Below are 21,611 nucleotides of genomic sequence, written 5' to 3' on the forward strand. Positions count from 1 at the left end.
GGTAAGCCCCCGAACCCCCGAAGGGGGACAAGCTAGAAAAGGAGGCAAACCTCCTGCTAGTGCACATACCCAGTTGCGAGCTCTCGTTGGCTACCTTCAAGGGGGGCGTAGCACAATAGGCAAGGTGAACCTCTCGGACAAATAGAAACTTTGGCTAAATTTAGAATGCATATATTTGTTAATTTATTTAGCAGATTCTCATCACAGCCTTAAAATACTCGCGCAGTTCTGCTACTTGGGCATCGTTGATGGCTACCATTTTGCCCATACTTATCCCTTGTACGATAGATTTCGCGCTGCATTCGGCTACTTCCAAATAGTCGAAGGCTTTCATTAGTGAAGCACCTACTACTACAGCAGTGGCATTGCGCACTATTACGGCAGTACTTCCTTTTTTGATAAACGCTCTTATGTCTTCCCCCTCATTTTCTTGCCATAAAGAACTTACAGGTACATTGTGTACATCTTGTAAGAAAATCCAGCTTTCGGGGATGGTTCTCACATTGAAATACTCATCGGTAATGCCAAAGGACATCAAATAGGGCGGTTGTGAGCAAATGATAGCATTCACATCGGGGTTTTCGTTGTATATTTTTTGATGTAACCAAGTGTACTCACTGGGGGTTTTGCCAGCTTCGGCTTTGCCTTCTTTTATCTGCACCAATTGAGCAGGAGTAAGTTCCCAATGTGAGGTTTGCGCAGGAGTAATCAGAAAATCGTTCCCCTCGGTACGCGCTGAAATTGTGCCTGCACTACTGAACATCAGGTTGTGGTTGCAACCGCGGTAGATAAGCTTACAAATCTCGCTGCGCAAAGCTTTTTCTACAGAAGTATAAGACATAGTGGGATAAGTAGGCATTGCAGTAGGCAATTGGTTATAATAACCGTCTATCTGCTCATCGGTAAGGGGTTGTGCTTTGCCTATCAAGCTACTATAAAGCCCCATAGCCGCACAAAATTCAAAGGTTTCAAATCGCGCGTAGGCATCTACTATATCACTGCCGCCAAGTACAGTTCCGTGGTTTTCCATTATGATAGCTTTCACTTTGGGGTTGCTAAACTGCTGGGCATTGACAGCTCCCAATGCCTCACTACCAGGAAGCTCATAAGGTGCATAACCTATCTCACCACAAGTTCTTTTTGCTTGCAAGGTGAGATTAGCCTCAGGTTTTTGGCGAATAATGCTATACGATACTAAAGCGGGGGGGTGAGCGTGGATAAGCGCTTTGAGGTCGGGTCGCATTTGATAAATTGCGCGGTGGAAAGGGTATTCTGATGAGGGTTTGTGTTTACCCACTATCTCTCCATTCTTTTTCACACACATAATATCATCGGGGGTGAGGTTGCCTTTGTCGATGCCCGAAGGGGAAATCCACAAGTCGCCAGCTTCATCTATTACCGAGATATTTCCGCCAGAGAGGGTAGTGAGCCCGCGTTCATAGATGCGGGTCATTGCAATAACTATTTGTTCTTTGGGGTGTAGCATTTGGCTATCAAGAGTTTTGTGATTCATTGTCGTAAAGGTTTAAAAGGTGAAAAGGAGTGATTTGTTTGAGTCCTAAGTTGATAGGAGGAATTACGTTGCCCATTGCTGCTGAGGTGAGCAAAGCCCCTCCAAAGGCAGTAGCGTTGTCTATTTGTGAAACGTACACTTGCTTATCGCTGAAATAAGTTGCCAGCAAACGTGTGTACAAAGGATTGCGTGCAAAGCCTCCTGTAATGTATATACACTCAAAATTACTATTCTCGCTGATGAGTTGCATTTTCTCTACCGAACATTTCAGCAAATTGAGCATTAAAGCGTGATAGGCTTCATTGAAGTTGCTTGGCTTCTTCTGGCTAAGGCAATCTCTAAATATAGTTTCATCGGCTTGTACCGTTTTGTAACTATTAGCAGGCAATTGGTATTGTGTGGCTAAGCGTTCAGCTTCTACTTGGTGGATATGCCCCATAAACAAACGTGACGATTTTACAGGCTTTTGTTTTACCGAAAGGAAACACAGCGCATCGTTCTTCAGTTGGTTTTCGGTGAGAGGTTCGTGATTAAAAGGATTCATAAGGATGCTCCAGGTACCAGTAGAAATCAGTATAAACTTACTTTTAGAAATTTCTAAGTAAGGAATCAGCGAGGCAGAACTGTCGTGCAAGCCACTGCCTACTTGTACCTTCTCGCCATTTATTACAACGGACTGCAAGTTCAAATTGCTTTCAGGCGTAGGGAGAGTGAGTTGTTCATCGGCGAGCCAAGGGTGGTACTGCTGGTGGTCAAAATCCCACATAGCTGTATGGCAACCTATGGAAGTGTACTCGGAGGTGATTTTGCCTGTAAAGAGATAACTGAGGTATTGAGGAAAGTGCAGAATATGCTTTACACAAGCAAATACTTCTGGCTTTTGTCGCTTGAGCCACAAGACTTGTAAGCCGGCATTGAGCATTCCTAAGGCAGGAGAAGCGGTTTGACGGCTAAATTCGTCTATTCCTCCGTAACGCTCGTAAAAGTTGTTTAATACTTCTTTAGGCATCTCTTTGAGGTAGTTGTACAAAGGGGTAAGTCGTTTTCCATTTTCATCTAAATACACCAAAGTAGCACCATAAGTAGTGAAATTAAGCGCTTTGATGCGGTATTCACCCTCTTTAACTACCCTATTGAGTGAGTTATAAATCCAAGAGGTCATTGCATCGATATCATCACAAGGAAAGCCGTCGTCATCAGTAATTTCAGGAAAAACCTTCTCTTGTTGTGCTACAAGAGAGAGGTTTTCACTGAAGAGCAACATTTTTTTATTGGTTTTACCAATATCGAATATAGCGATTACATCGGTCATAATCTTTTCTTTAGTTCGGTGTTCTCGTATTGCTGAATGGCAGTGATATAATCTTCGGCTACAGGTACGTTATTTAACATACACCAATAGTCGTATACCGCTCCAAAAGGTTTAGTTTTTAGAAGTTCGAGAAACGCAAGGCGCTCGAAATACTGCTGTTTTTCTTCTAAAGCCTTGAGCTTTTCGGTAGGTTCAAGCAGAGCGAAGAGGAATGCTAATTGGGCAGCTCTCACGCCCGTAACGTAAGCACCTATACGATTGATGCTGGCATCGAAATAATCTAAACCAATATGCACGCGACTAAGATAGTGATTGCGTACAATTTCTTGAGCGATGAGCTGAATTTCATCGTTAAAAGTAACCACGTGGTCACTATCCCAACGCACAGGGCGAGTAACGTGCAAGAGAATTTCATCAACAAACTGCAATACAGCCGAAATCTTGTCGCCTACTTGTTCTGTAGGATGGAAGTGTCCGTTGTCTAAACACACCATCTTATTATTTTTTACGGCATACGCCAAATAGAATTCATTAGAACCTACAGTCATTGCCTCTACCCCTATCCCAAAGAGTTTGCTTTCTACAGCGTCTAAAAGGTGTGTTTTAGGAAATTCTTCGGCAAAGATTTCGTCTAACGATTGTTTAAGGAGGGCGCGATGCGCATTCCTATCAATAGGCATATCTTTAGAACCATCGGGAATCCAAATATTGTTTACACAAGGCGTACCGAGCTGTTTGCCTATTTCGGCAGCGATACGGCGACTTCTTTTCACGTGTTCTACCCAAAATTGACGAACAGATTCTTCTTTACTCGAAAGAGTAAAACCTGTAGCCGCTTTAGGGTGAGAAAAACAAGTAGGGTTGAAATCGATACCAATACCTAACTGTTTAGCCCAGTCGATCCAGCTCTGGAAGTGTTTGAGCTCTATCTGGTCTCTATCGACAGTAACTCCTTGGAAATCGCCGTAGATAGCGTGGAGGTTCAGGCGTTGTTTACCAGGGAGCAATCGCAATACTTCCTCTATATCTCGGCGCAATTGAGCAATAGTAGTCGCTTTACCGGGATAGTTACCTGTAGCTTGAATGCCCCCGCTAAGGGCTTGTTGTGATGATTCAAAACCTACTACATCGTCGGCTTGCCAGCAGTGCAAACTGATGTTCACTTGTTTCATTGCTTTGAGGGCAGCATCGGTATCTACTCCTATAGCTGCATACATTTCTTTAGCGAGTTCATACGCTTTTTTAATGTTTTCAGTTTTCATATTTCTTTTATTTTTAATATTAGAATTTAATTACAAAAGTTGAAAGAATCAGGATGATAATTCCCACAACCAACACAGTAATCGTACCCATACGCACTCCTTTCCATTCATTGAGAAAAATACCCCATATATTGCTGAAAGCAATATTCATAGCCATCAAGATACTCCAACTGAAAGCTACCATCTCGGCAGGGAGTTTGCTCTCTCCCATCCCCATAAAGAAGAATTGCAAGTACCAAAGTGTTCCGCCAAGAGCAGCAAAAAAGAGATTGTTACACAGGGTAGTAGCAGACACTGAAAGATAGTCTTTACCTGTTTTGTTTTTTATATTTAGGAAAAGACAATACAGCATATTGGTAAGGAAGCCTCCAAAGGTAACGAACATTATCACAGGATTTTTGGCAAACAACGGATTGCTTCCTTGTGCAAGAGCGAGTTGCTGTATAGGTTTACCAGCCGAAAGTCCAAAGTTGAAACAAGCGCTCATCACCCCTGCTATTACAGCAATGAAGATTCCTTTTTTGAGGGCGAACTCAGCTACGGCTTTACGGCGTTGTTCAGGGGTCATCTCTTTGGTTTTGAGATGCCCAGCATAACCTATCACAGCAATACCTACCAAAGAAATTACTACCCCTGCCAGCATCAATATACCCGAACGGCTCGCTAAGAGGTTCTCACCTGCTATTATAGGAGGAATGAGCGTACCTACCGCTGCACAGAGTCCTAAAGAGATAGATTGCCCTAAAGCGACCCCAAGATAACGCATACTCAGTGCAAAGGTGAGTCCACCGATACCCCAAAGCATTCCATAACCTACAGATTGAAGTAACACTTTTAAGGGGATAGTGGCAAAGATTTCACTAAAAAGACCTTTCGGAGTAGTGAGATAGGCAAAGAGTACGGGTACTACAAGCCACGAGAAGACACCTTGTACAAGCCAATAGGATTCCCACGACCAATTTTTGATTTTCTTGATAGGCACATAAAAACTGGCGGCACAAATACTGCCTATTGCCATTAGGAGGATACTGAGGGTTGTATTCATAATATGGTTTTTATTTTGGTAATATATTTATAATTACTCTTTTATATCGAGTGAGTTGAGGGCTTCCTTTGTCGGTTACTTTTAGGATAATATGTACTGTTTCGGGTTTAGTTACTTTAGGGGCTTTCATATCGAATAACCAAGACACATTGCAGGGTTCTCTAACGATTTTTCTTTTATAAGAGCTTACTTCTGGATATTGCATCCAATAGAAGGAGAGGGCATCACCGTCGGGATCTTCAGTTAATCGAGCGTCTAATTCAAAATGTTCTCCTGATTTTACAGTTAATGTTTCGGGGTGTGATAGTTTAACAATAGGTGGGTGGTTAGCCTCTTTATAGTTTTTTACACACCAATCCATTCTTGCAGCGAAATCATTTTGAAAATCTTCTCTCCACCTCCATATAGTTACTTGGTTGCTTACAATAGGTTTGATACTATCAGGCACTATTGTTTTTCCCCATTGTGCTTTAACTAAGGGGGTGTAAGTATCATCGGTGTTAGTCCAGATGGGATGAGATTCAGGTTTTAACTCGAAGAGCCATCTTTCATTAGGGTCAAACTCGGGTTGATAGTATTGATAACGACCTCCCCAACCGCCCCAGTCGGGATGTTCCATATTATTTAGTCCATTGGGTATCAATCCTAACCAAGAAGGGGTGTCGCCTTCCATTCCGAAGCTTACATCAGGATACATTCTACCTAAGCTACCTTTTCCTTGTTGGATATTTTTTTCGATCCAACTATTGCTTATCACCTCGTTGTTAGCGCCTTTAAAGGGTTGAGCCATTCCTATCCAAGTAGAAGATTGATAGCTATTAGGGCTTACAATATAGAACAAATCGGGGAAATTCTCGCGTATCCAAAATCCAGCATCATCTTGGTCGGAAATAGTATAAACTCTAAGTTTTTTAATAAGTTTATCCATTTCATTTTTACTTTTTGACTGTTGCAATTGCAAGAGAGCTTGAGCCAAAGTATTCAATCCACCCCAAACAGAAATCCACAAAGGACGGCTATCTTCTTTTAGTATTGCTTTTACAAGCAAATCGGAGCCTTCGGAGTTTTTACCCTCTTGTACTCCTTTCATTCCATACTCTTGCTGCCCTGCTTTTACAAGGTTTAGCAATTGTTTTTCGGTAGGAAATCCTTTTTCGTGTTTCAACAAATGAGGTCTTGCCTCTCCATAAGCTTTCATAATTTGCCGTATCATCGACACTTCAGGAGGGCTTTTTTTGTGGATACTTGTAGAAGCAACTAAGCCTTCAATATCTATTACATTGCTATAGAGCATTAGTCTTACCATTGTTTGTGAATCATCGGGTTCGTTTCCTATATCTGTCATTACAAACAATCGGTTTTTTGACAAAGGGGTTAATCGCTGTGCGTTAGACGGAATACAAAACAATAGTACAACAATTGTAAAAAATAGATGTTTCATAGTAAAAAAGGTTATTTTAATTCTGTAAAAGTATTATTCCCCGCTTTGAGTTCTTTTGTTGTGTTTTTCCATACAAAAGTACCTTTGAGCTTTTCGGGTAGGGTGATATTAGCATTGAGCCTTCCCTTTTTATCCAATTTATAACTTACTTTGATGGTGCCGTAAGGATGTGGCATAGAGCCAGACACTTCTTTAAGAGTACCTAAATGAGGCGCTATTTTCACTTCGGCAAAACCTTTGGCAGCTGTATCTATACCTAATAGCATACGATAGAATTCTATATTGGGGCTAGCTCCCCAAGCGTGGCAATCGGAGCGGGTGGCTTTGATATTAGAATCTTCACCCCAAGTAGTCATATCAAGTTTGAGATAATCGCGCCATACGTCCAATTGTTGTAGGTATTCATCGGTTAAACCTACTTTGGCAAGTGCCTGATTCACATAGTAACGAAAATAGATAGAAGCTCGTGTGATATTAGAGAAGTTCATCATTCGCTTGAAAAGGTCTTGAGCGGCTTGTCCCTCTACAAGACCTGTGAGAATCGCCAAAGTGTTAGCGTGTTGAGAGTAGTTCTTTTTGGCAGGGGTATCGGCGAAAAGTTGTTGAGTGTTATCCCAATATTTGTCGCGAATACTCTGAGCCAATTGAGTAGCTTTCTGTTGGTACATCTGTTGTAAACCCCTATTGCCAAGCGCCATTTCTAACTCATTTGCCCATTGGTATGCCCATAGCAGTTGGAGGTCTAACACGGCACTACCGCCATCGGGATTGAGAGGAGGTTCACCCATTTTCCAGCCTTTGGCATTCTCAGGCCAATCTACAAACTTCCAATAGGGGGCGTTCTTGAGGGTGCCATCGGGTTGGGTATAACTTTCGTAAAAAGAGAGAATTTGGCGCATTGCAGGCAGGTGCTGTTTTATAAAATTACTATCTGGGCGATAGAGGTAATAGTCGTGCAACATTCCTATCCACATCAGTGAAAAAGTAGAAATGATATTATCGCCCGATGCAGGATAGCGCCCTTGGGTAACACCTTCTGCCAAACGAGAATCGCTAATTGCGTTGATAGCTTGGCGTGCAAGGCGATCGTCGGTAGTGTTGTAGTAGGTAATCATCGCTTGTATACGGGTGTCGCCTATGTATTGTAATTGTTCATAGTAAGGGCAATCCATATAAGTTTCCATCACACACATACGAGCAGTGCGCCAACCGATATTTAGTATTTGAGTGAGCTGTGGATCATCGGAAGAGAAAGTAGTTGCTCTTTGGAAAGGATAGCCCGTTGCGAGACTGTAGAGTTGTTCGATAGTAATAGGTTCACTACCCGTTTCTACCGAGAGTTGTAGATAGCGGAAGGTTTTCCAATATAAGGGGGTGAAAATTTGTTGCTTTTTTCCATTGGCAATCAGGCTGTCGGTAACCCCTTGTAGCTTTTTGCCTTCTATTTCATCACGGTTGCCTTTATCGTAATTGTTATCGTAAAGAGCTTCGGCATATTTGAGCGCGATAGTCGCATTTTTGCCACCGCTATATTGCAATACGGGGTAGGCATTGGTATTGAAAGTTTGGTCTAAAAGTATAGTAGCTTTTGTGTTTGCAGGGACGGTAAAGTTGAGTTTGCCAACAGGCATTTTTTTAGGGAGAGTGAGCCCTTCAGTTTTTCTGACTTTGAGTCCGTATTGAGGAGTGCGTTCCATTTGAGGAATGGCAGAAGGAACGAGCATCCAGTCGTTAGCGCCCATCGTATTGACTCCTTTAGGTAGCCCTGTGCCTATGGTAGCAGCTTTTTTCCAATGGCTATCGTTGTACTCAGGGCTTTCGCTATTGAGCACAGCTTTGTTCATATCAATAAACTCGCCATAAGGAGCTACAAAAAAGCCTATAGCGTTGGGTTTTACAAGCGCATAAGCAGTATCATGCACACACTTCCAAGAAGCATTTGTATTCAAAGCACTTTCAGCTTTGCTATCACCTTGCAGTATAAAAGCTGTCCGTGAGCTGATTTGCGCCAAAGGTTTGTGCTTGCCATCATTCCACACGGTAGCCATTACCACATTGTTGCCTTGTTGTAGGTAAGGGGCAATATCTACTGTTTCGTAATGCCAATGGTAGAGGTCGCCACGAGCGGGACCTAAAGAGACTAACTGACCGTTTACAAACAATTTGTAGCGGTTGTCGGCAGAGACGTGAACTACATAAGTAGCAGGTTTAGCCTCGAGCGAGAGCACTTTGCGGAAGTGATATACGCCATAGTCATTAGGGTCAGTATTAGGTACATACACCCAGAAAGCGCGCCAGTTTTTAGTGAGCAACTCAGGGTTTACTGTTTGAGCTACTGCCGAAAGACTGAGAAAAGCAAAAAGAAGGAATAGGTTTTTCATTGTTGTTTGTATTTAAGGGTTGTTTGTAACCAAAGGGAAAGTTCTTTTAGAATCGCCTCGTGGTATTTATACTGTTTGCTATATCCCCAACCGTGATTACCTATGGGATAAATATGAAGCGACACAGGAATCTTCTTTTCATTGAGACTTTTGAAATAGTTTAGACTATTTTCAATAGGCACCACTTGATCGTCGGCAGCAGCGATGATAATAGCAGGCGGTGTGGTAGCCGAAACTTGTTTTTCGTTAGAATACTCGTCTACAAGTGCTTGAGAAGGGGTTTCGCCAAGCAAGTTTTCTCGAGACCCTGCGTGAGTATAGGCTGCTTCCATAGTGATAACAGGATAGAATAGAATTTGGAAAGCAGGCTTAATAGGATCGGTAAAATGAGTAGCTACTGTAGCAGCTAAATGACCTCCTGCCGAAAAACCCATTACCCCTATTTGAGAGAGGTTAAGCCCCCAATTAGTAGCGTTTGCCTTTACTATGTTCATAGCCGAACTTACATCACTAAAAGTACGGTTTCTATCTCCTTTGGGCAGACTGTATTTCAGTACAAAAACGGCTATTCCTTGTTCGTTAAAAAAAGGAGCCCAGCGCGTACCTTCGTGCCCATACGCTACCATTCCATAACCACCCCCAGGGAAGATAAACAACCCTCTGCCATTAGCTTTGGTTTTCTCAGGTAGGAACACTTCGAAATAAGGAGTATATTCCTTATTGACTTCAAATTCTTTAGGCGCTTCAGGCTGAAATATTTTCCCCGTTTTTAAATTGAAGATTAGCGAATTTGCTTTTTGAGCTTGCAAGTTCACTGAAAAAGCTAACAGCAGTACAAGTGATAGAAAAAAACACCTTGCCATAATACTTTGTTTTTGTTATTCATCTAAAATAGAAGCCTCGTATACGTTGTGTTCATCGGGATTGTGGAGGGGAGTCCAAACTTGTGCAAAGAAAGGATTGCGTTTGGCTTCCTCGTCGTAATTCCAAGGCATAGGGAGGCACTCAGGGCACCAATGTCCGCCGAGCAAAACAAGTGTAGGGCTCGCCTGAAAGTGATGACCGCAGGCACATTCCCATTCCAATTTTGTTTTGAGGTCTCCTTTTTGCATTTCGGTAGAAAGGCATTTACCTCCGCGAAAGGCTGCTGCTTGTTGCATATCGCTGAGGTCTAATTCGCTTTTAGGTTTGCTCTCGTCGTAGCCGTGATCTAACTTTTTAGGTTCTTTAGACGCCTGCTCAAAAGTAAAGTGTTCCCAAGAGGGGATTTGTTCCCATTGTTCTTTAGAGCCAAAGAAAGCAGTGATGCGGTTTTCGCGATGGTGTTTGAACCAATACAAAGTGCCAAAAGGCTTATTGGCAACGGGTTTAAATACGAGGTTTTTAATTACCCACGACGGGATATATTTTGCTAATTTAGCGGCTTTAGGTGCGTGCTCTTTCATTTCGGCAACAAATTCTTCTAACGACCCAGAACGGAAATGCAGGTATTTTTCGAGTTCATCGGAATCGAGATACCACTGTCCGTGGAAATTGCGGGTGGCAAACCAATTAGGTTCCCATATCTTGCGAAAGTCCTTTACGCCTACCAAGCTGCTGGTCATTTGCATAAACTCCCAATTCATAGAGCGGTATTTTTCACCTCCCCCGATGTTGTAAATACGACACCAAAAATCCTCAGGCACGCTGTCTTCGCAGGCATTGGCGAGCATTCTGCCTGAGTCGCGTGCAGTTACCCACTCGAATACGCCATTCAAAGGTTCGTGAAACATAATAGGGTCGTTAGTGTTCTTCATCAAATCGAAGTAGAGCACCCCTGTTTGGCGAAGCGACACCCAATATTTGAGTCCAGATTCAATCACCTCGCGTTCGGCAATGGTTTTAGTAAGAGCATAGTTGTCATAAATACTTATTTTGATAGGGTCTCCAGTACGCCCCCAATGGATAGGAGGGTTGCGATCGCCTGTTTGAGCCACTGTGCCTATATAAACGAGTTTTATGGCATCTTTATTAGGCTGACTCTGGATAGCTTTTACGATGTTTTTTGCTGCCCCAATATTCACTTTGGTGGTAAGGGCTGGGTGATAATCAGCCATAGGGGCAACCATACCGCCCACGTGCAACACATAGTCTGCCCCTGTAACGCATTCGAGCACATCATTGTAATTGGTGAGGTCGCCATAAACGATGGTTACATTGGGTTTCTGCTCCCATTCTTGCACTAAAGGTTTGTTCTTTTCGTGAGGGAGTACTAATATTTTTATTTGAAAACGGTCGCTACGGCTGAGGAGTTCTTTCATTGCTTCTCTACCCATATTGCCTGTAGCACCTGTGAGAAATACGGTTTTCATTTTTTATCTCTTTAGTTCATCGAACGCTTTGTTAGGTTTGAGCACATCAGCTACTTTTTCTACTACGATTTCTTTAGGTACGGTAAAAGTTGCTGTTTGCAAAATATTTTCGACTGAATTGCCTACTTTTACAGTGTAAGTACCTGCTTCAACTACCCAAGCCGAGCGTGCAGTATCAAAAGAAGCAAGACTTTCGGGGGAGAGGGTAAAACTGAGTGTTTGTGATTGTTTAGGGCTAAGTAGTTCAGTTTTTGCAAAAGCTTTGAGCTCTAAGGCTGGTTTATCCATAGATTTTGCAGGAGCTGAAAGGTATACTTGCACTACTTCTTTACCTGCTACTTCACCTACATTGGTTACTTCTACACTTAAACTGAGTTTTTTGCTGAATTTAGTAGGCGCTTTGAGCTTTTTCATCTCAAATTGGGTATACGAAAGTCCGTAACCAAACGGATAGGCTACAGGTTTGCCAAAAGAACTGAAATAGCGATAACCTACATAAATACCTTCGTTGTAAACACTTTCGGAAGGACTGCGTTTTGGGGTACCAGGGAAAGCAGTTGCCGAAGGGATATCGTTATAAGAGAGTGCCATCGTTTGAGGCAACTTACCTGAAGGATTGGTTTTGCCAGCGATAATATTAGCAAAAGCATTCCCCGCTTCTTGACCAGGCAACCAAGTGATGAGTAGCGCATCAGCGAGGTCTTGCCAAGAAGTAACCTCTACTAAAGCATCGATATTAAGGGCAACGATAAGCTTTTTACCTTGAGCGTGGAAAGCGCTGGCGGTAGCTTTAATAAGGGCAAGCTCTTTGTCGTTGAGAACATAATCAGTTTCGACACTGCGATCGGAGCCTTCACCGGCACTTCGTCCAATAGTGATGATAGCTGCCTCACAATTGCGTGACATCTGTTGAAGTTGTTCTTCGCTTATAGGAAACTCTTCTACAGGTTTGACAACATCTAAGATACTCATACGTTTAGGGCGTTTTTTCTTTTCTTCGGTGATGTAACTGAGGTAAGCTTTTTTGAGGTTTTCGTCTAACGAAAAACCAGCTTTTTTAAGTCCGTCGTAAAAAGAAATCGTATAGGCTGATTGTACTTCACCACTACCAGTTCCCCCTACGAAAGTATCGTAAGAAGCATTGCCCAAGAGAGCGATTTTGCCCGCTGACAACGGAAGAGCAGCCTTGTTTTTCAAAAGAACCATACCTTCTTCAGCAGCTTGTTGAGCGATGGCTCTATTGGCAATAAAGTCGGGATGCTGACTATAACGATAGTTAGCAAATACAGGGGTTTTAACGACGAGTTGCAGGATACGCTCGATATTGCGATCAAGTTCTGTTTCTTTGAGAGAGCCTTCGTCAAGAGCTTCTTTTATTTTTTTAGCTTCTTGTTTGCGCCCTGGCATTAGTAGGTCATTTCCCGCTTTCACTTGGTTAGCATATTTGCGCCCTGAAAACCAATCGGTAGTAACCATACCTTTAAAATTCCATTCGTCGCGTAGTATAAAGGTAAGCAACTCGGGATTTTCAGAAACATACGTATCGTTGATTTTGTTATAGGAGCTCATTACCGTCCAAGGATTAGACTTTTTGATAGCGATTTCAAAACCGCGCAAATAGAGTTCACGTAAAGCGCGCTGACTTACCAAAGCACTCACACTATTGCGATTAGACTCTTGATTATTAGCTACAAAGTGTTTTACAGATACACCTACCCCTTGACTTTGAACACCATTTACCGCAGCAGTAGCCATCTCACCGCTCAGCACAGGGTCTTCAGAGTAATATTCGTAGTTGCGACCACAGAGTGGATTACGAATGAGGTTCATACCGGGGGCGAGAAGTACATCTACTCCCATTTCTTTTACCTCGTTGCCCATTGCTTTACCTACCGAAGTGGTGAGTGTGGTATTCCAAGTACTTGCTATCAAACTACCTACAGGAAAAGCAGTCGTATAGATTTTTTTACCGTTGACGATCGTAGGCTCTATACGCAATCCTGCAGGCCCATCTGCCATTATTACTGAAGGGATACCCAAGCGAGGAATAGCGAGTGTAGCACCTGCTGCCCCAATCACTTTACCTCCAATACTACCCGCAACGGGACCATCGCTTCCTAACGAAATACTCATACCGATACCACTCACGAATTGTATTTTTTCATCGAGAGTCATTGCTTTTACCACCTCTTTGATATTGTTTTTGTTGAGTTGAGGGGTTTGTTGTGCAAAACTTAGCGAAAAGGCTAAGATTGCTGTAAGGGTTGTTATCTTGTTCATAGCTGTTATATTTTATATGATATTGATAATGAATAAACACGGTTTTTAGGTTTCCCACTTTCGTGGTCGGTAAAGTTATACCCTCCACTGGTAGTACCTTTATTGGTATAAAAGGGAGTGAGACTAAAGGTATAACGAGCTCCTATACTGAATTTTGTATCAGGAATATGGTATCCTAAACCTACACCTATGGCAAAGTCAAAATCTTTTGCAATGTCTTTTAGCTTGTCGCTATGAGTAACATTATTTCCATAGTAAGAAAGAGAAACTTCGTAATCAAGTGAGTTTTTTACATTGAAAGCAAATTGAGGCCCTGCTTCGGCATAAAAACCTCTGTAGGTATATTGTACCATTATGGGAATACTGATATAATTCATTTTTACATTATCAGTATATACTACAGGCGCTCCTCCATAATCTCCTGTAATCTTAGATTTATAGCCCAGCATAGAGTATAGTACTTCGGGCTGCAAGCTAAGAGATGGGAGTATTTTATAATTTGCAAAAACACCTCCTACAAAGCCTACTTTGTACTTTGTTTGACTTGTATCGTTTATATTGGAAATGTTACTTCCTGCTTTTACTCCAAAAGAAAAGCGACTTTCTTGCGAAAATGTTACAGAACCACATAGAGCAAGTGTTAAAAATAATATCTTTTTCATTTTATAAAGGTTTTATTGTTCTATTATTTGTACGGGGCCTATGAGTCCAGCACTCATAGTATCACTGCCTTTGAGCTTTTTGAATACTCTTTCTCCTTTTTCAGCTTGTCCTACAAAATCGTTGTAAGCGGCATTTGTGATAGTAATTTCGAGAGTATTGCTACCTTGTTGAAGATAAGGAGTAATATCGGTTACAAAAGGCATAAACACTTCTGAGCTCACTTTTTTGCCATTCACTACTATATCGGCAGCATAATACACTTTGCCTAAGCTGAGGAAATAGTGTTTGGAAGGACTGAGTGAGTTGATTACAAACTCAGTAGTATAAACAGCAGGAGCGCTGTTGTACTTCAGCTGTGGATGAGTTTTCCAATCGAAAAGAGCGGTGTTTTCCACTTTTATACTTCCTGCTTGTATATGCCACTTTTCAGGAGTAGCTATAGCTTTGGCAACCGATGGATTGTAAAGCACTTTTGAGCTGAGTGGCATCTCGGTCGTCTGCTTGGAGACCATAAAGAAAATACTGCTATAAGGTGGCAACTGATAGCGGTAAGCACCTTTTTCGAGATTGGCAACACGGATACTGCCATCGGTAGCATCGAGCCAATAAGCGTATTCCAACCCTTTTTCAGTTTGAATAGGCACCTCTTGCCAACTGTCGCTTTCGTTCCAGATGAATTGTGTATAACTACCTTCTGAGAGCTTACGGCGTTGCTGACGCAAGGCGAGGTTGGGCTGCATATACGTAATAGGCAACTGAATAGATGGATACCAATTGTTTAGCATTTCTGCTTGCTCTTTGATATGATGGCTGCCAATAGTTTTAGCGAGTGCCTGCATTGCTTTTTGGGTTTTTATATCGTTTTTCTGATAATTGAAATAGTTAGGTTGTTGGGTAGGTACATCGCCTATCAACAATATATTTGCTCCTTTTTTAGCTAACTTTTGTAAGTTTTCAGCACTCTTGAGTTGGATATATGGCAACCGAAACAATATGAGCGATTGGTACTCATTGTCTCGTATGCTGAGGCGTTTGTTGTGTAACAATGAAAGTTCTTGTAAAGAAGCATCGTTGATCCAATCCCAAGTGATGCCACGCTGGTTGAGTTCATCAATAAGAGGCATTATCTGTTTTAACCATTCAGTATCAACAGCACGACTATAGGCTACATTTTTGTTTTCAGCAGGAAGTGGAGGCTCAGTATCCTTCAACTCACCCGCTATCATTACCTCGCGCGGATTCGCAACTTCTTCGCTATAGTTTAAGAAAGGATAGTATATCAGCACATCGGCGTGAGGTTTGCCAGAGCGTAATACGTATTGAGCGCGCTGTGCGTATTGGTTGATTTGGCTAATATATTTCCAGAAAGGATTGTTTTCATTGATATTCGATGAAAAATCAATACCTAAGGCTGAATTGTAGAACGGATACCACCCTTCTTTTGGGTAGCCCTCAGGGAAATATCGATAGGGAGTACCGTGATAGATAATTTGATTTACTCCACTACTGAAGAGCTTATCGAAAGTGAGCTTGAGTTTGTGAGGGGTGGTCATATAAGCGCGTTTAAAATAAACGGCTGCTTCACAACTGATGATAGGGCGATTGTACAGGTGTGCTCCTGAAGTAATGAGTTTGTAACCATTTTCAGAACCTTTGGAGAAAAGCATAGTTTCTACTTCGGGGATAGAAGCTGCACCTGCCGCTGTCATTATATCCATATTAAATCCGTAAGTTTGAGTGCGGTGCAAGAGGTTGCGAGCATTTGCCCAATGTTTAGAGCTATTTAAAAAGTGTTTTTGCAATAAGTCGCTAAGGGTAAGGTCGTAGTCGTAACGCAAGCGCCAATCGTCAGCTCCTAAACTAAAATAGGGAGCATTAGCAGGGTGTGCCATACGTTCGTACATATTGTTATAACCACGCCACATATTAGCAGGTAGGTAAGGGGTAGGGTCGTAACCGCGCTGTTGTTTGAAAAAGCGAATAAAATCATCAGAGAAATGTCTGTTGGCTTTGAACTCGTAACTATCATTGAAAATCGCACGTACGGGTTTGCCAAAATAAGAGGCTAAGCCTGTGCGTTCACCGAAGAGATAGTCGTAATTTTTCTTTACTTGTAGTGAATCGAAATGATTGAACACGTAGCCCGCTTCGCGTTTGGCGATGAGCATAGGCGTTTCCTGAGTAGGCACCGACCAAAAGGCGATGGCTTTCCACCCTTTGGGAGCGCTGTATTGTATAGTGTTGTTTTTTACTTTATCGGTAATATTGATGAGCGTTTTAGGGTCTATACGGAAGGTTTTATCGGTAGCAGTAGTATCATTTAGGAATTTACCAGCCAATACAGCTACTAATTTAGCAGTAGGGACATCGGAATGTGATGCTCTTGGCAGGGCAATAGGTTGCGCACCCAGATTAGCAATGCCAAATTCAAGGGTAAGATTGCCTTCTTCTTTAGCGATATGTGGCCCACCAGGAGGCCAACCGCTACTATTAGTGAAATCGACGATAAGGTTGCGTTTTTGAGCTTCAGCGAGCATTTGCTTGATATTCTCGTAATAAGCAGGAGTGTCGTAGCTCATTATACGGTCGGCACGACCTTTGCCACGCGTGGGCATTACCAAAGCGAAAGGTTGGATTTCCACCCCTCCAAAGTGATTGTCGGCAAAGAGATTGATTTCCCGTTTTAGCTCTTCGGGAGTGATATCGTTCCCTGGTAGCCACCAACGAGTAAAAGGGGCAAACTGAGGTGCCGGATGAGCAAAGCTTTCAGCAGAGAAAGTTACCGACGGCAACCAGTATTTCTCGGCTTGAGTTTGTGCCTTGAGTGGGGTGATTGCCAAGAGTATTAAAGGAAATAAGCGTTTCATAAGCTAAGAAATAAGAGGTAAGAAAGGAGGCGCTTGCCTGCGCCTCCTTTGGTTTAAAAAAGATTACTTGATTTTAGTACCTTCGATATCAAACATATCGTTCATACTGCCTTCTACTTTTTTATCGCCTTTCTTCTCTATATAAAGAGGAACGTTATAACCGTTGCCGATGAAATTGGCATAGAAGGTATTGCCTTCAATCTCAGCCTTAGTGAGTTTGTTAGCATTGGCATCGTCACCACCGATAGTACCACCAAGAGTACCATCGCTATTTTTGGTGATATTGAGAACCATCTCGGTATCGCCATTAGGAAGTCCATAGACCATCAGTTTCCATTTGCCTATAAAGAATTTTTCGGTTTCAGATTGTGCTTGGACAGTTGCAAATCCTGCAAAGAAGAGGACTGCTACGATTAAAAGTTTTTGAATGTTTTTCATAATGATAAAATATTAAAAATGTTACTGTTTTAGAATTTGAAATTAAGAGTGAGTTCGTAAGTACGTGGACGAATAGCACCTGCTACAATTTTACGACCTATGTAATTAGTATCGTCGAGAATTTGATTAGCACCCACAAGGGCACCTTTGATACCTGTTTCGTTCAAAATATTTACTACTTGGAATTTGAGGTCGATGTTGCGGTTAAGCTTGTAATCTACCCCTCCAAAGCTTTCCCACCAACCGTTGTAAGAAATCGCATTGGTAGGGTTACCGTACTGATTGCCAAAGTAGCGGAAACTGAGCCACAAGCGGAGGTCGCCTTTGAGCATAAAATAGCTGGGGTCTATTTCTATAAGAGTTTTTGAAAGCTCAGGAATGATTTTATCGTTATAGCTATAGCTTATCCCATAGGCACTGTACTCATAGTCTTTATACTCTGGTTTTTGGAGTGTGAGCAGGAAGTGCAAGTTGAAATTCTTGAACGGCTTAGAGATAATGTCGGTAGTCCAACCAAGGGTAGCAATATCGTAGAACAAAGGGTAGAAAGTTTTTTGTTCGCTGGGATTTGCTGGATTTACGATAGACTCAGAGGCAATATTGTTCTTTTTATAGATACGAGTTACTTTGGATACCAAACTGATGAGATCGCCGTGATTCCAATACACCCCTCCACCGTAGTTCAGTACGCTTTGGGTAGTAGTATGAGGAGTCGCAAATATTTCCTTGCCATTAGTGTCTTTTTCGTTATTAGCATTATCCCAATAGCGTGCAGCCCAATCGTTATAAGTAATATCACCCAAGAAACCAAACTCGTTAGATACTTTGGCTACAAAGTTGAAATAGCCTACTTTGTTCCAGTCCTTGAATTTCTTCTTTATAAGATCACGGTTTTGCACATATTGATTTGTATAAGGATCGCGAGTACTATAGTCGTAATATCTCTCAATGCGAGCGCCGAAACCAATATCGAAACGGTCGTTCAGTTTGATATCATCAGAAGCATAGAAAGCTAACTTTTTATCACTTGTTATTTTATAGCCTCCATAAGAGTTTCCTAAAATACCATATTGAGGGGTAATATTAACCATTCCTCCCCCTACATAAGCATCTAAGCGTTTAGGATTCGCTTCTACCGTTTGATAGAACAAACCATTGTGTTGTATCTCAGGAGCACGGTAATATTGGTAAGTAGTTCCTAATCTCAGACTGTGTTTGTCAAATTTTTTAGTAGCCTCTAAACGAGTAATCCAAGTGTTGATTTCTACCTGAGGGTAGTATTGCACTGAGTTTAGTTGTACCGCACCGTTGTACTCTTTGTTGGTACCTACGTATTTAAAAGTCATACCTTGTTGTGCTTGTTGGTCGGGGTCGGTAATAAACATACTCAAAGGGTATAGAATAGTAAAGGCAGCTTTGGAATTCATATACATATTGGCGTAGTTGAGTTTCCAACCATTATTAAAACGATGTTCACCAGTGAGGTAGATAGCATTGGTGATGTTTTTAGAGGCTTCATCAGAATTGAGGTCGCCAAGTTTAGTTTCACCTGTGTTGTAGTCTTTATATGGAAACAGACCATCATTAGGTATATACACATCTTTACCCAAATCAAAACCGTCTATAGCTTTAGTTTTACCTTTACCTTCGTACACAAAAGGGCTATAAGCACCGAGCATAGGTATATCGGTTGCGTGTTTGTAGTAAGCACGCACAAAACCTTTGCTGTACTTTTTAGAGACTCCTATTTTAAACATTTCGAAGCGGTCTTGGAAAGGAGTGAATTGATAATTACCACCACTACCACGTTCAAAAGTTTCGTTGAAGCCTGCCATAAAGCCCCAACCTTTTTTGCCGATAGGTGCTGTTACTGAAGCGTCGAGATGGCTACTACCATAATTGGTAAAATAAGTAGAAGCATAACCTTGCAACTTGCGACCAGGTTCTCTGTCCCAAGAGGTAACGATATAACCCACTTTACCATAAGTAAGAGCGCCATCTTGGAAAGACATCATCCCGATGCGCCCTATGGTGCTATCGTAGCGCCACGCGGTGGTAGGTATTTGTGTCCAAAAGGTGTATACTACAGGAATGTCGTTCTCAAGGATAAGAATATCGCCGTTAAAAGGCAAGCCAATGTTCAACTGACGAGGAGAGGTAGCACTACTGGCGTTGAGCATTACATTGCGGTTTTCGGTATCGCGTTCTTTCACATCTTTACCTAAAATATCTTTTTTAGGTGTGATAGGAGAAGTAGAAGGTAAAGAATCTACTTTAGGCGCGGGAGGCACGGTATCCATAGTAACCACAGGTACTATAGTATCCGTAGGCTGAGTGACGGGCTCTTGCGCATAGGCTGAGGTAACAGCCAAAAGGCAAAGCGAAGTGAAGTTTGTTATGAGCGTTTTCATATCGGTAATGTATTAATTTGTTATGAGATTTTTCGTGTTATAAATAAAATACCTTTTTGTTTGTTTATATTTATTATTGTTTTATTTCGGTGCAAAGGTATAAAATAATTTATTACGTACAATATACGTAATGTATTTATTTTGTTATATCTGTAACAGACAGATATTAATATATTGTATATTAGTTATTTATATAGATAATTATTTTACGTAAAAAATACGTAATGTGTGGTTTCTTTTTGTTTTTTATGAAATAACAGATTGTTAAAAATATGCTTTCTAATAGAAATAAATGAAAACTTATCCAAATAACACAGCGCTTATTGGCTAATTGATAATTTGCTAATTAGTTAATTAGCAAATTATTTATACCTTTGTGCCCTAAAAAAAACAAGTAATGGACAGAAAAGAACGCATTATCTTAAATGATATCCTCAACGGCGATAAGATTTTTTATAGAAATATAAGCGTAGACAACGTAATCTTTGGTTACCACGAAAGAGAACTGAAAGTGCTTTTATTCAAGAATGCTGCTCAAGAAAGATGGTTGTTACCTGGAGGTTATGTAAAGAAAGACGAGACGTTGGAAAAAGCAGCTCATAGAGTAGTGCGTTACCGTACAAACTTAAAAAAACTTCATTTACATCAGTTTTTTACTTTTGGGAATCCGGATAGGAACAAAAACACTCACTTTACTTCTGAACTTTTATCGACTATTACCGGACAAGAGGTGACGAAAGACCATTGGCTATTAGACAGCTTTATATCGGTAGCGTTCTTTACCTTGGTGGACTATTACCAAGTGAAACCTACAGGTAGTTTTTATATAGAAGAATGTCAATGGTGGGACATCAGTAACCTTCCTGAAATGGCTTTTGACCACCGAGAAATTATAGACCAAGCGCTGTTAAGCTTGCGTTTCTTTTCACACGTTAGCCCCATAGGAAAGGAGATGCTTCCTGAAAAGTTTACCATTCCAGAGCTGCAATCACTGTACGAAACAATTTTAGGAAAGAAGTTAGATAACCGGAATTTTGTAAAGAAAATGACTAATATAGGACTGATAGAAAAATTAGACGAGAAGAGAAATATAGGCAAACACCGTTCGCCTTTTTTGTATCGCTTTAACCAAGCGCGATACGATGCTTTAGCCAAAGGCGATGAGTTTATAGTGTTTTAAATTGATGTAAGAAAAGTGTAGCTTACACTACAGAAATCTTACAATCTTTAGAAAATCAAACAAATAAACAGCAAAGCTGTTTTAAAAGTCGCGCACAAAGCCAGCGAGGGCTCACGGTTGGGTATGTGGGGGCAGATTAATTAGCAAATGAGAAAATTAGGAAATGAGTAGTGATAAAAATCGTTTTTTGATAGGTCAGACTTGTTGAACAAATCGGATAGGTTAGAGAGAGCGGAAGGAAACGGAGAAATTCAAAAGAGGGGAAATAGGGTTTTTGATGAAAAAAGGGTGTGAGGAGGGTGGAGTTAGCTTATAGAGAGCTTATAGGAAGGCTTATACGAATCTTGGACGATTGGTATAGAAAGGGTATATAAATAGTTGAATAATAGCGTAATACAACACGGGTAAAAATGTTAAAAAGAGGGTTTCGAGGCGAAAGAAAAGGGAAGAGGTGATAGGCCTTAGGC

Annotated in this window: 14 protein-coding genes; 1 reads left to right on the forward strand and 13 read right to left on the reverse strand. The window is 41.4% G+C overall.

Going from position 1 to position 21,611, the window contains the following annotated elements; genetic code table 11:
- Positions 1–187 precede the first annotated feature (187 nt).
- The 13 genes from HMPREF9072_RS02940 to HMPREF9072_RS03000 all read right to left on the reverse strand — a co-directional run bounded on the left by HMPREF9072_RS02940 (position 188) and on the right by HMPREF9072_RS03000 (position 19,964).
- Positions 188–1,513: a class II aldolase/adducin family protein gene (locus HMPREF9072_RS02940; protein ID WP_009410457.1), complete on the reverse strand. Its 1,326-nt coding sequence runs from the start codon at positions 1,511–1,513 to the stop codon at positions 188–190.
- Positions 1,494–2,825, reverse strand: a complete 1,332-nt coding sequence (locus HMPREF9072_RS02945; protein WP_009410458.1) for an FGGY-family carbohydrate kinase — start codon at positions 2,823–2,825, stop codon at positions 1,494–1,496. The genes HMPREF9072_RS02940 and HMPREF9072_RS02945 overlap by 20 nt, the downstream gene beginning before the upstream one ends.
- A complete protein-coding gene (locus HMPREF9072_RS02950; RefSeq protein WP_009410459.1) occupies positions 2,822–4,087 on the reverse strand; it encodes an L-rhamnose isomerase in 1,266 nt (421 codons plus the stop codon). The genes HMPREF9072_RS02945 and HMPREF9072_RS02950 overlap by 4 nt, the downstream gene beginning before the upstream one ends.
- Positions 4,088–4,106: 19 nt before the next feature.
- The gene (rhaT, locus tag HMPREF9072_RS02955; protein WP_009410460.1) at positions 4,107–5,132 is read right to left on the reverse strand and encodes an L-rhamnose/proton symporter RhaT; all 1,026 of its coding nucleotides are present in this window, start codon (positions 5,130–5,132) and stop codon (positions 4,107–4,109) included.
- 10 nt (positions 5,133–5,142) lie between these two features.
- Positions 5,143–6,477 carry a DUF1593 domain-containing protein gene (locus HMPREF9072_RS02960; RefSeq protein WP_009410461.1) on the reverse strand — a complete coding sequence of 445 codons (1,335 nt, stop codon included), beginning with the start codon at positions 6,475–6,477 and terminating at the stop codon, positions 5,143–5,145.
- 107 nt (positions 6,478–6,584) lie between these two features.
- Complete coding sequence (locus HMPREF9072_RS02965) at positions 6,585–8,954, reverse strand: family 78 glycoside hydrolase catalytic domain (protein ID WP_009410462.1); 2,370 nt, start codon at positions 8,952–8,954, stop codon at positions 6,585–6,587.
- Entirely contained in the window at positions 8,951–9,817 is an 867-nt protein-coding gene (locus tag HMPREF9072_RS02970; RefSeq protein WP_009410463.1) for an alpha/beta hydrolase, read from the reverse strand. Before HMPREF9072_RS02970 ends, HMPREF9072_RS02965 begins: the two co-directional genes overlap by 4 nt.
- A gap of 15 nt (positions 9,818–9,832) precedes the next feature.
- Positions 9,833–11,305, reverse strand: coding sequence for an NAD(P)-dependent oxidoreductase (locus HMPREF9072_RS02975; protein ID WP_009410464.1), 1,473 nt, complete (start codon positions 11,303–11,305; stop codon positions 9,833–9,835).
- 3 nt (positions 11,306–11,308) lie between these two features.
- Positions 11,309–13,585, reverse strand: coding sequence for a glycoside hydrolase family 3 protein (locus tag HMPREF9072_RS02980; RefSeq protein ID WP_009410465.1), 2,277 nt, complete (start codon positions 13,583–13,585; stop codon positions 11,309–11,311).
- Positions 13,586–13,590: 5 nt separating this feature from the next.
- Positions 13,591–14,247 carry a porin family protein gene (locus HMPREF9072_RS02985; protein WP_009410466.1) on the reverse strand — a complete coding sequence of 219 codons (657 nt, stop codon included), beginning with the start codon at positions 14,245–14,247 and terminating at the stop codon, positions 13,591–13,593.
- A gap of 12 nt (positions 14,248–14,259) precedes the next feature.
- On the reverse strand, positions 14,260–17,115 hold the full coding sequence (locus HMPREF9072_RS02990) for a glycosyl hydrolase (RefSeq protein WP_009410467.1): 2,856 nt from the start codon (positions 17,113–17,115) through the stop codon (positions 14,260–14,262).
- A gap of 63 nt (positions 17,116–17,178) precedes the next feature.
- Positions 17,179–17,553 (reverse strand): hypothetical protein, encoded by a 375-nt coding sequence (locus tag HMPREF9072_RS02995; RefSeq protein ID WP_009410468.1) that lies wholly within the window; start codon positions 17,551–17,553, stop codon positions 17,179–17,181.
- A gap of 29 nt (positions 17,554–17,582) precedes the next feature.
- Positions 17,583–19,964: a hypothetical protein gene (locus HMPREF9072_RS03000; protein ID WP_009410469.1), complete on the reverse strand. Its 2,382-nt coding sequence runs from the start codon at positions 19,962–19,964 to the stop codon at positions 17,583–17,585.
- A 397-nt stretch (positions 19,965–20,361) separates the two neighbouring features.
- Between HMPREF9072_RS03000 and HMPREF9072_RS03005 the strand changes: the two genes are divergently transcribed.
- Positions 20,362–21,144, forward strand: a complete 783-nt coding sequence (locus HMPREF9072_RS03005; protein WP_009410470.1) for an NUDIX domain-containing protein — start codon at positions 20,362–20,364, stop codon at positions 21,142–21,144.
- Positions 21,145–21,611: the final 467 nt, after the last annotated feature.

This window comes from Capnocytophaga sp. oral taxon 324 str. F0483 (genome assembly GCF_000318315.2).
GTDB lineage: Bacteria > Bacteroidota > Bacteroidia > Flavobacteriales > Flavobacteriaceae > Capnocytophaga > Capnocytophaga ochracea.

Coding starts and splice junctions, on each gene's coding strand:
- HMPREF9072_RS02940 (WP_009410457.1), bottom strand. CDS start 1,513: ATGAATCACAAAACTCTTGATAGCCAAATGCTACACCCCAAAGAACAA.
- HMPREF9072_RS02945 (WP_009410458.1), bottom strand. CDS start 2,825: ATGACCGATGTAATCGCTATATTCGATATTGGTAAAACCAATAAAAAA.
- HMPREF9072_RS02950 (WP_009410459.1), bottom strand. CDS start 4,087: ATGAAAACTGAAAACATTAAAAAAGCGTATGAACTCGCTAAAGAAATG.
- rhaT (WP_009410460.1), bottom strand. CDS start 5,132: ATGAATACAACCCTCAGTATCCTCCTAATGGCAATAGGCAGTATTTGT.
- HMPREF9072_RS02960 (WP_009410461.1), bottom strand. CDS start 6,477: ATGACAGATATAGGAAACGAACCCGATGATTCACAAACAATGGTAAGA.
- HMPREF9072_RS02965 (WP_009410462.1), bottom strand. CDS start 8,954: ATGAAAAACCTATTCCTTCTTTTTGCTTTTCTCAGTCTTTCGGCAGTA.
- HMPREF9072_RS02970 (WP_009410463.1), bottom strand. CDS start 9,817: ATGGCAAGGTGTTTTTTTCTATCACTTGTACTGCTGTTAGCTTTTTCA.
- HMPREF9072_RS02975 (WP_009410464.1), bottom strand. CDS start 11,305: ATGAAAACCGTATTTCTCACAGGTGCTACAGGCAATATGGGTAGAGAA.
- HMPREF9072_RS02980 (WP_009410465.1), bottom strand. CDS start 13,585: ATGAACAAGATAACAACCCTTACAGCAATCTTAGCCTTTTCGCTAAGT.
- HMPREF9072_RS02985 (WP_009410466.1), bottom strand. CDS start 14,247: ATGAAAAAGATATTATTTTTAACACTTGCTCTATGTGGTTCTGTAACA.
- HMPREF9072_RS02990 (WP_009410467.1), bottom strand. CDS start 17,115: ATGAAACGCTTATTTCCTTTAATACTCTTGGCAATCACCCCACTCAAG.
- HMPREF9072_RS02995 (WP_009410468.1), bottom strand. CDS start 17,553: ATGAAAAACATTCAAAAACTTTTAATCGTAGCAGTCCTCTTCTTTGCA.
- HMPREF9072_RS03000 (WP_009410469.1), bottom strand. CDS start 19,964: ATGAAAACGCTCATAACAAACTTCACTTCGCTTTGCCTTTTGGCTGTT.
- HMPREF9072_RS03005 (WP_009410470.1), top strand. CDS start 20,362: ATGGACAGAAAAGAACGCATTATCTTAAATGATATCCTCAACGGCGAT.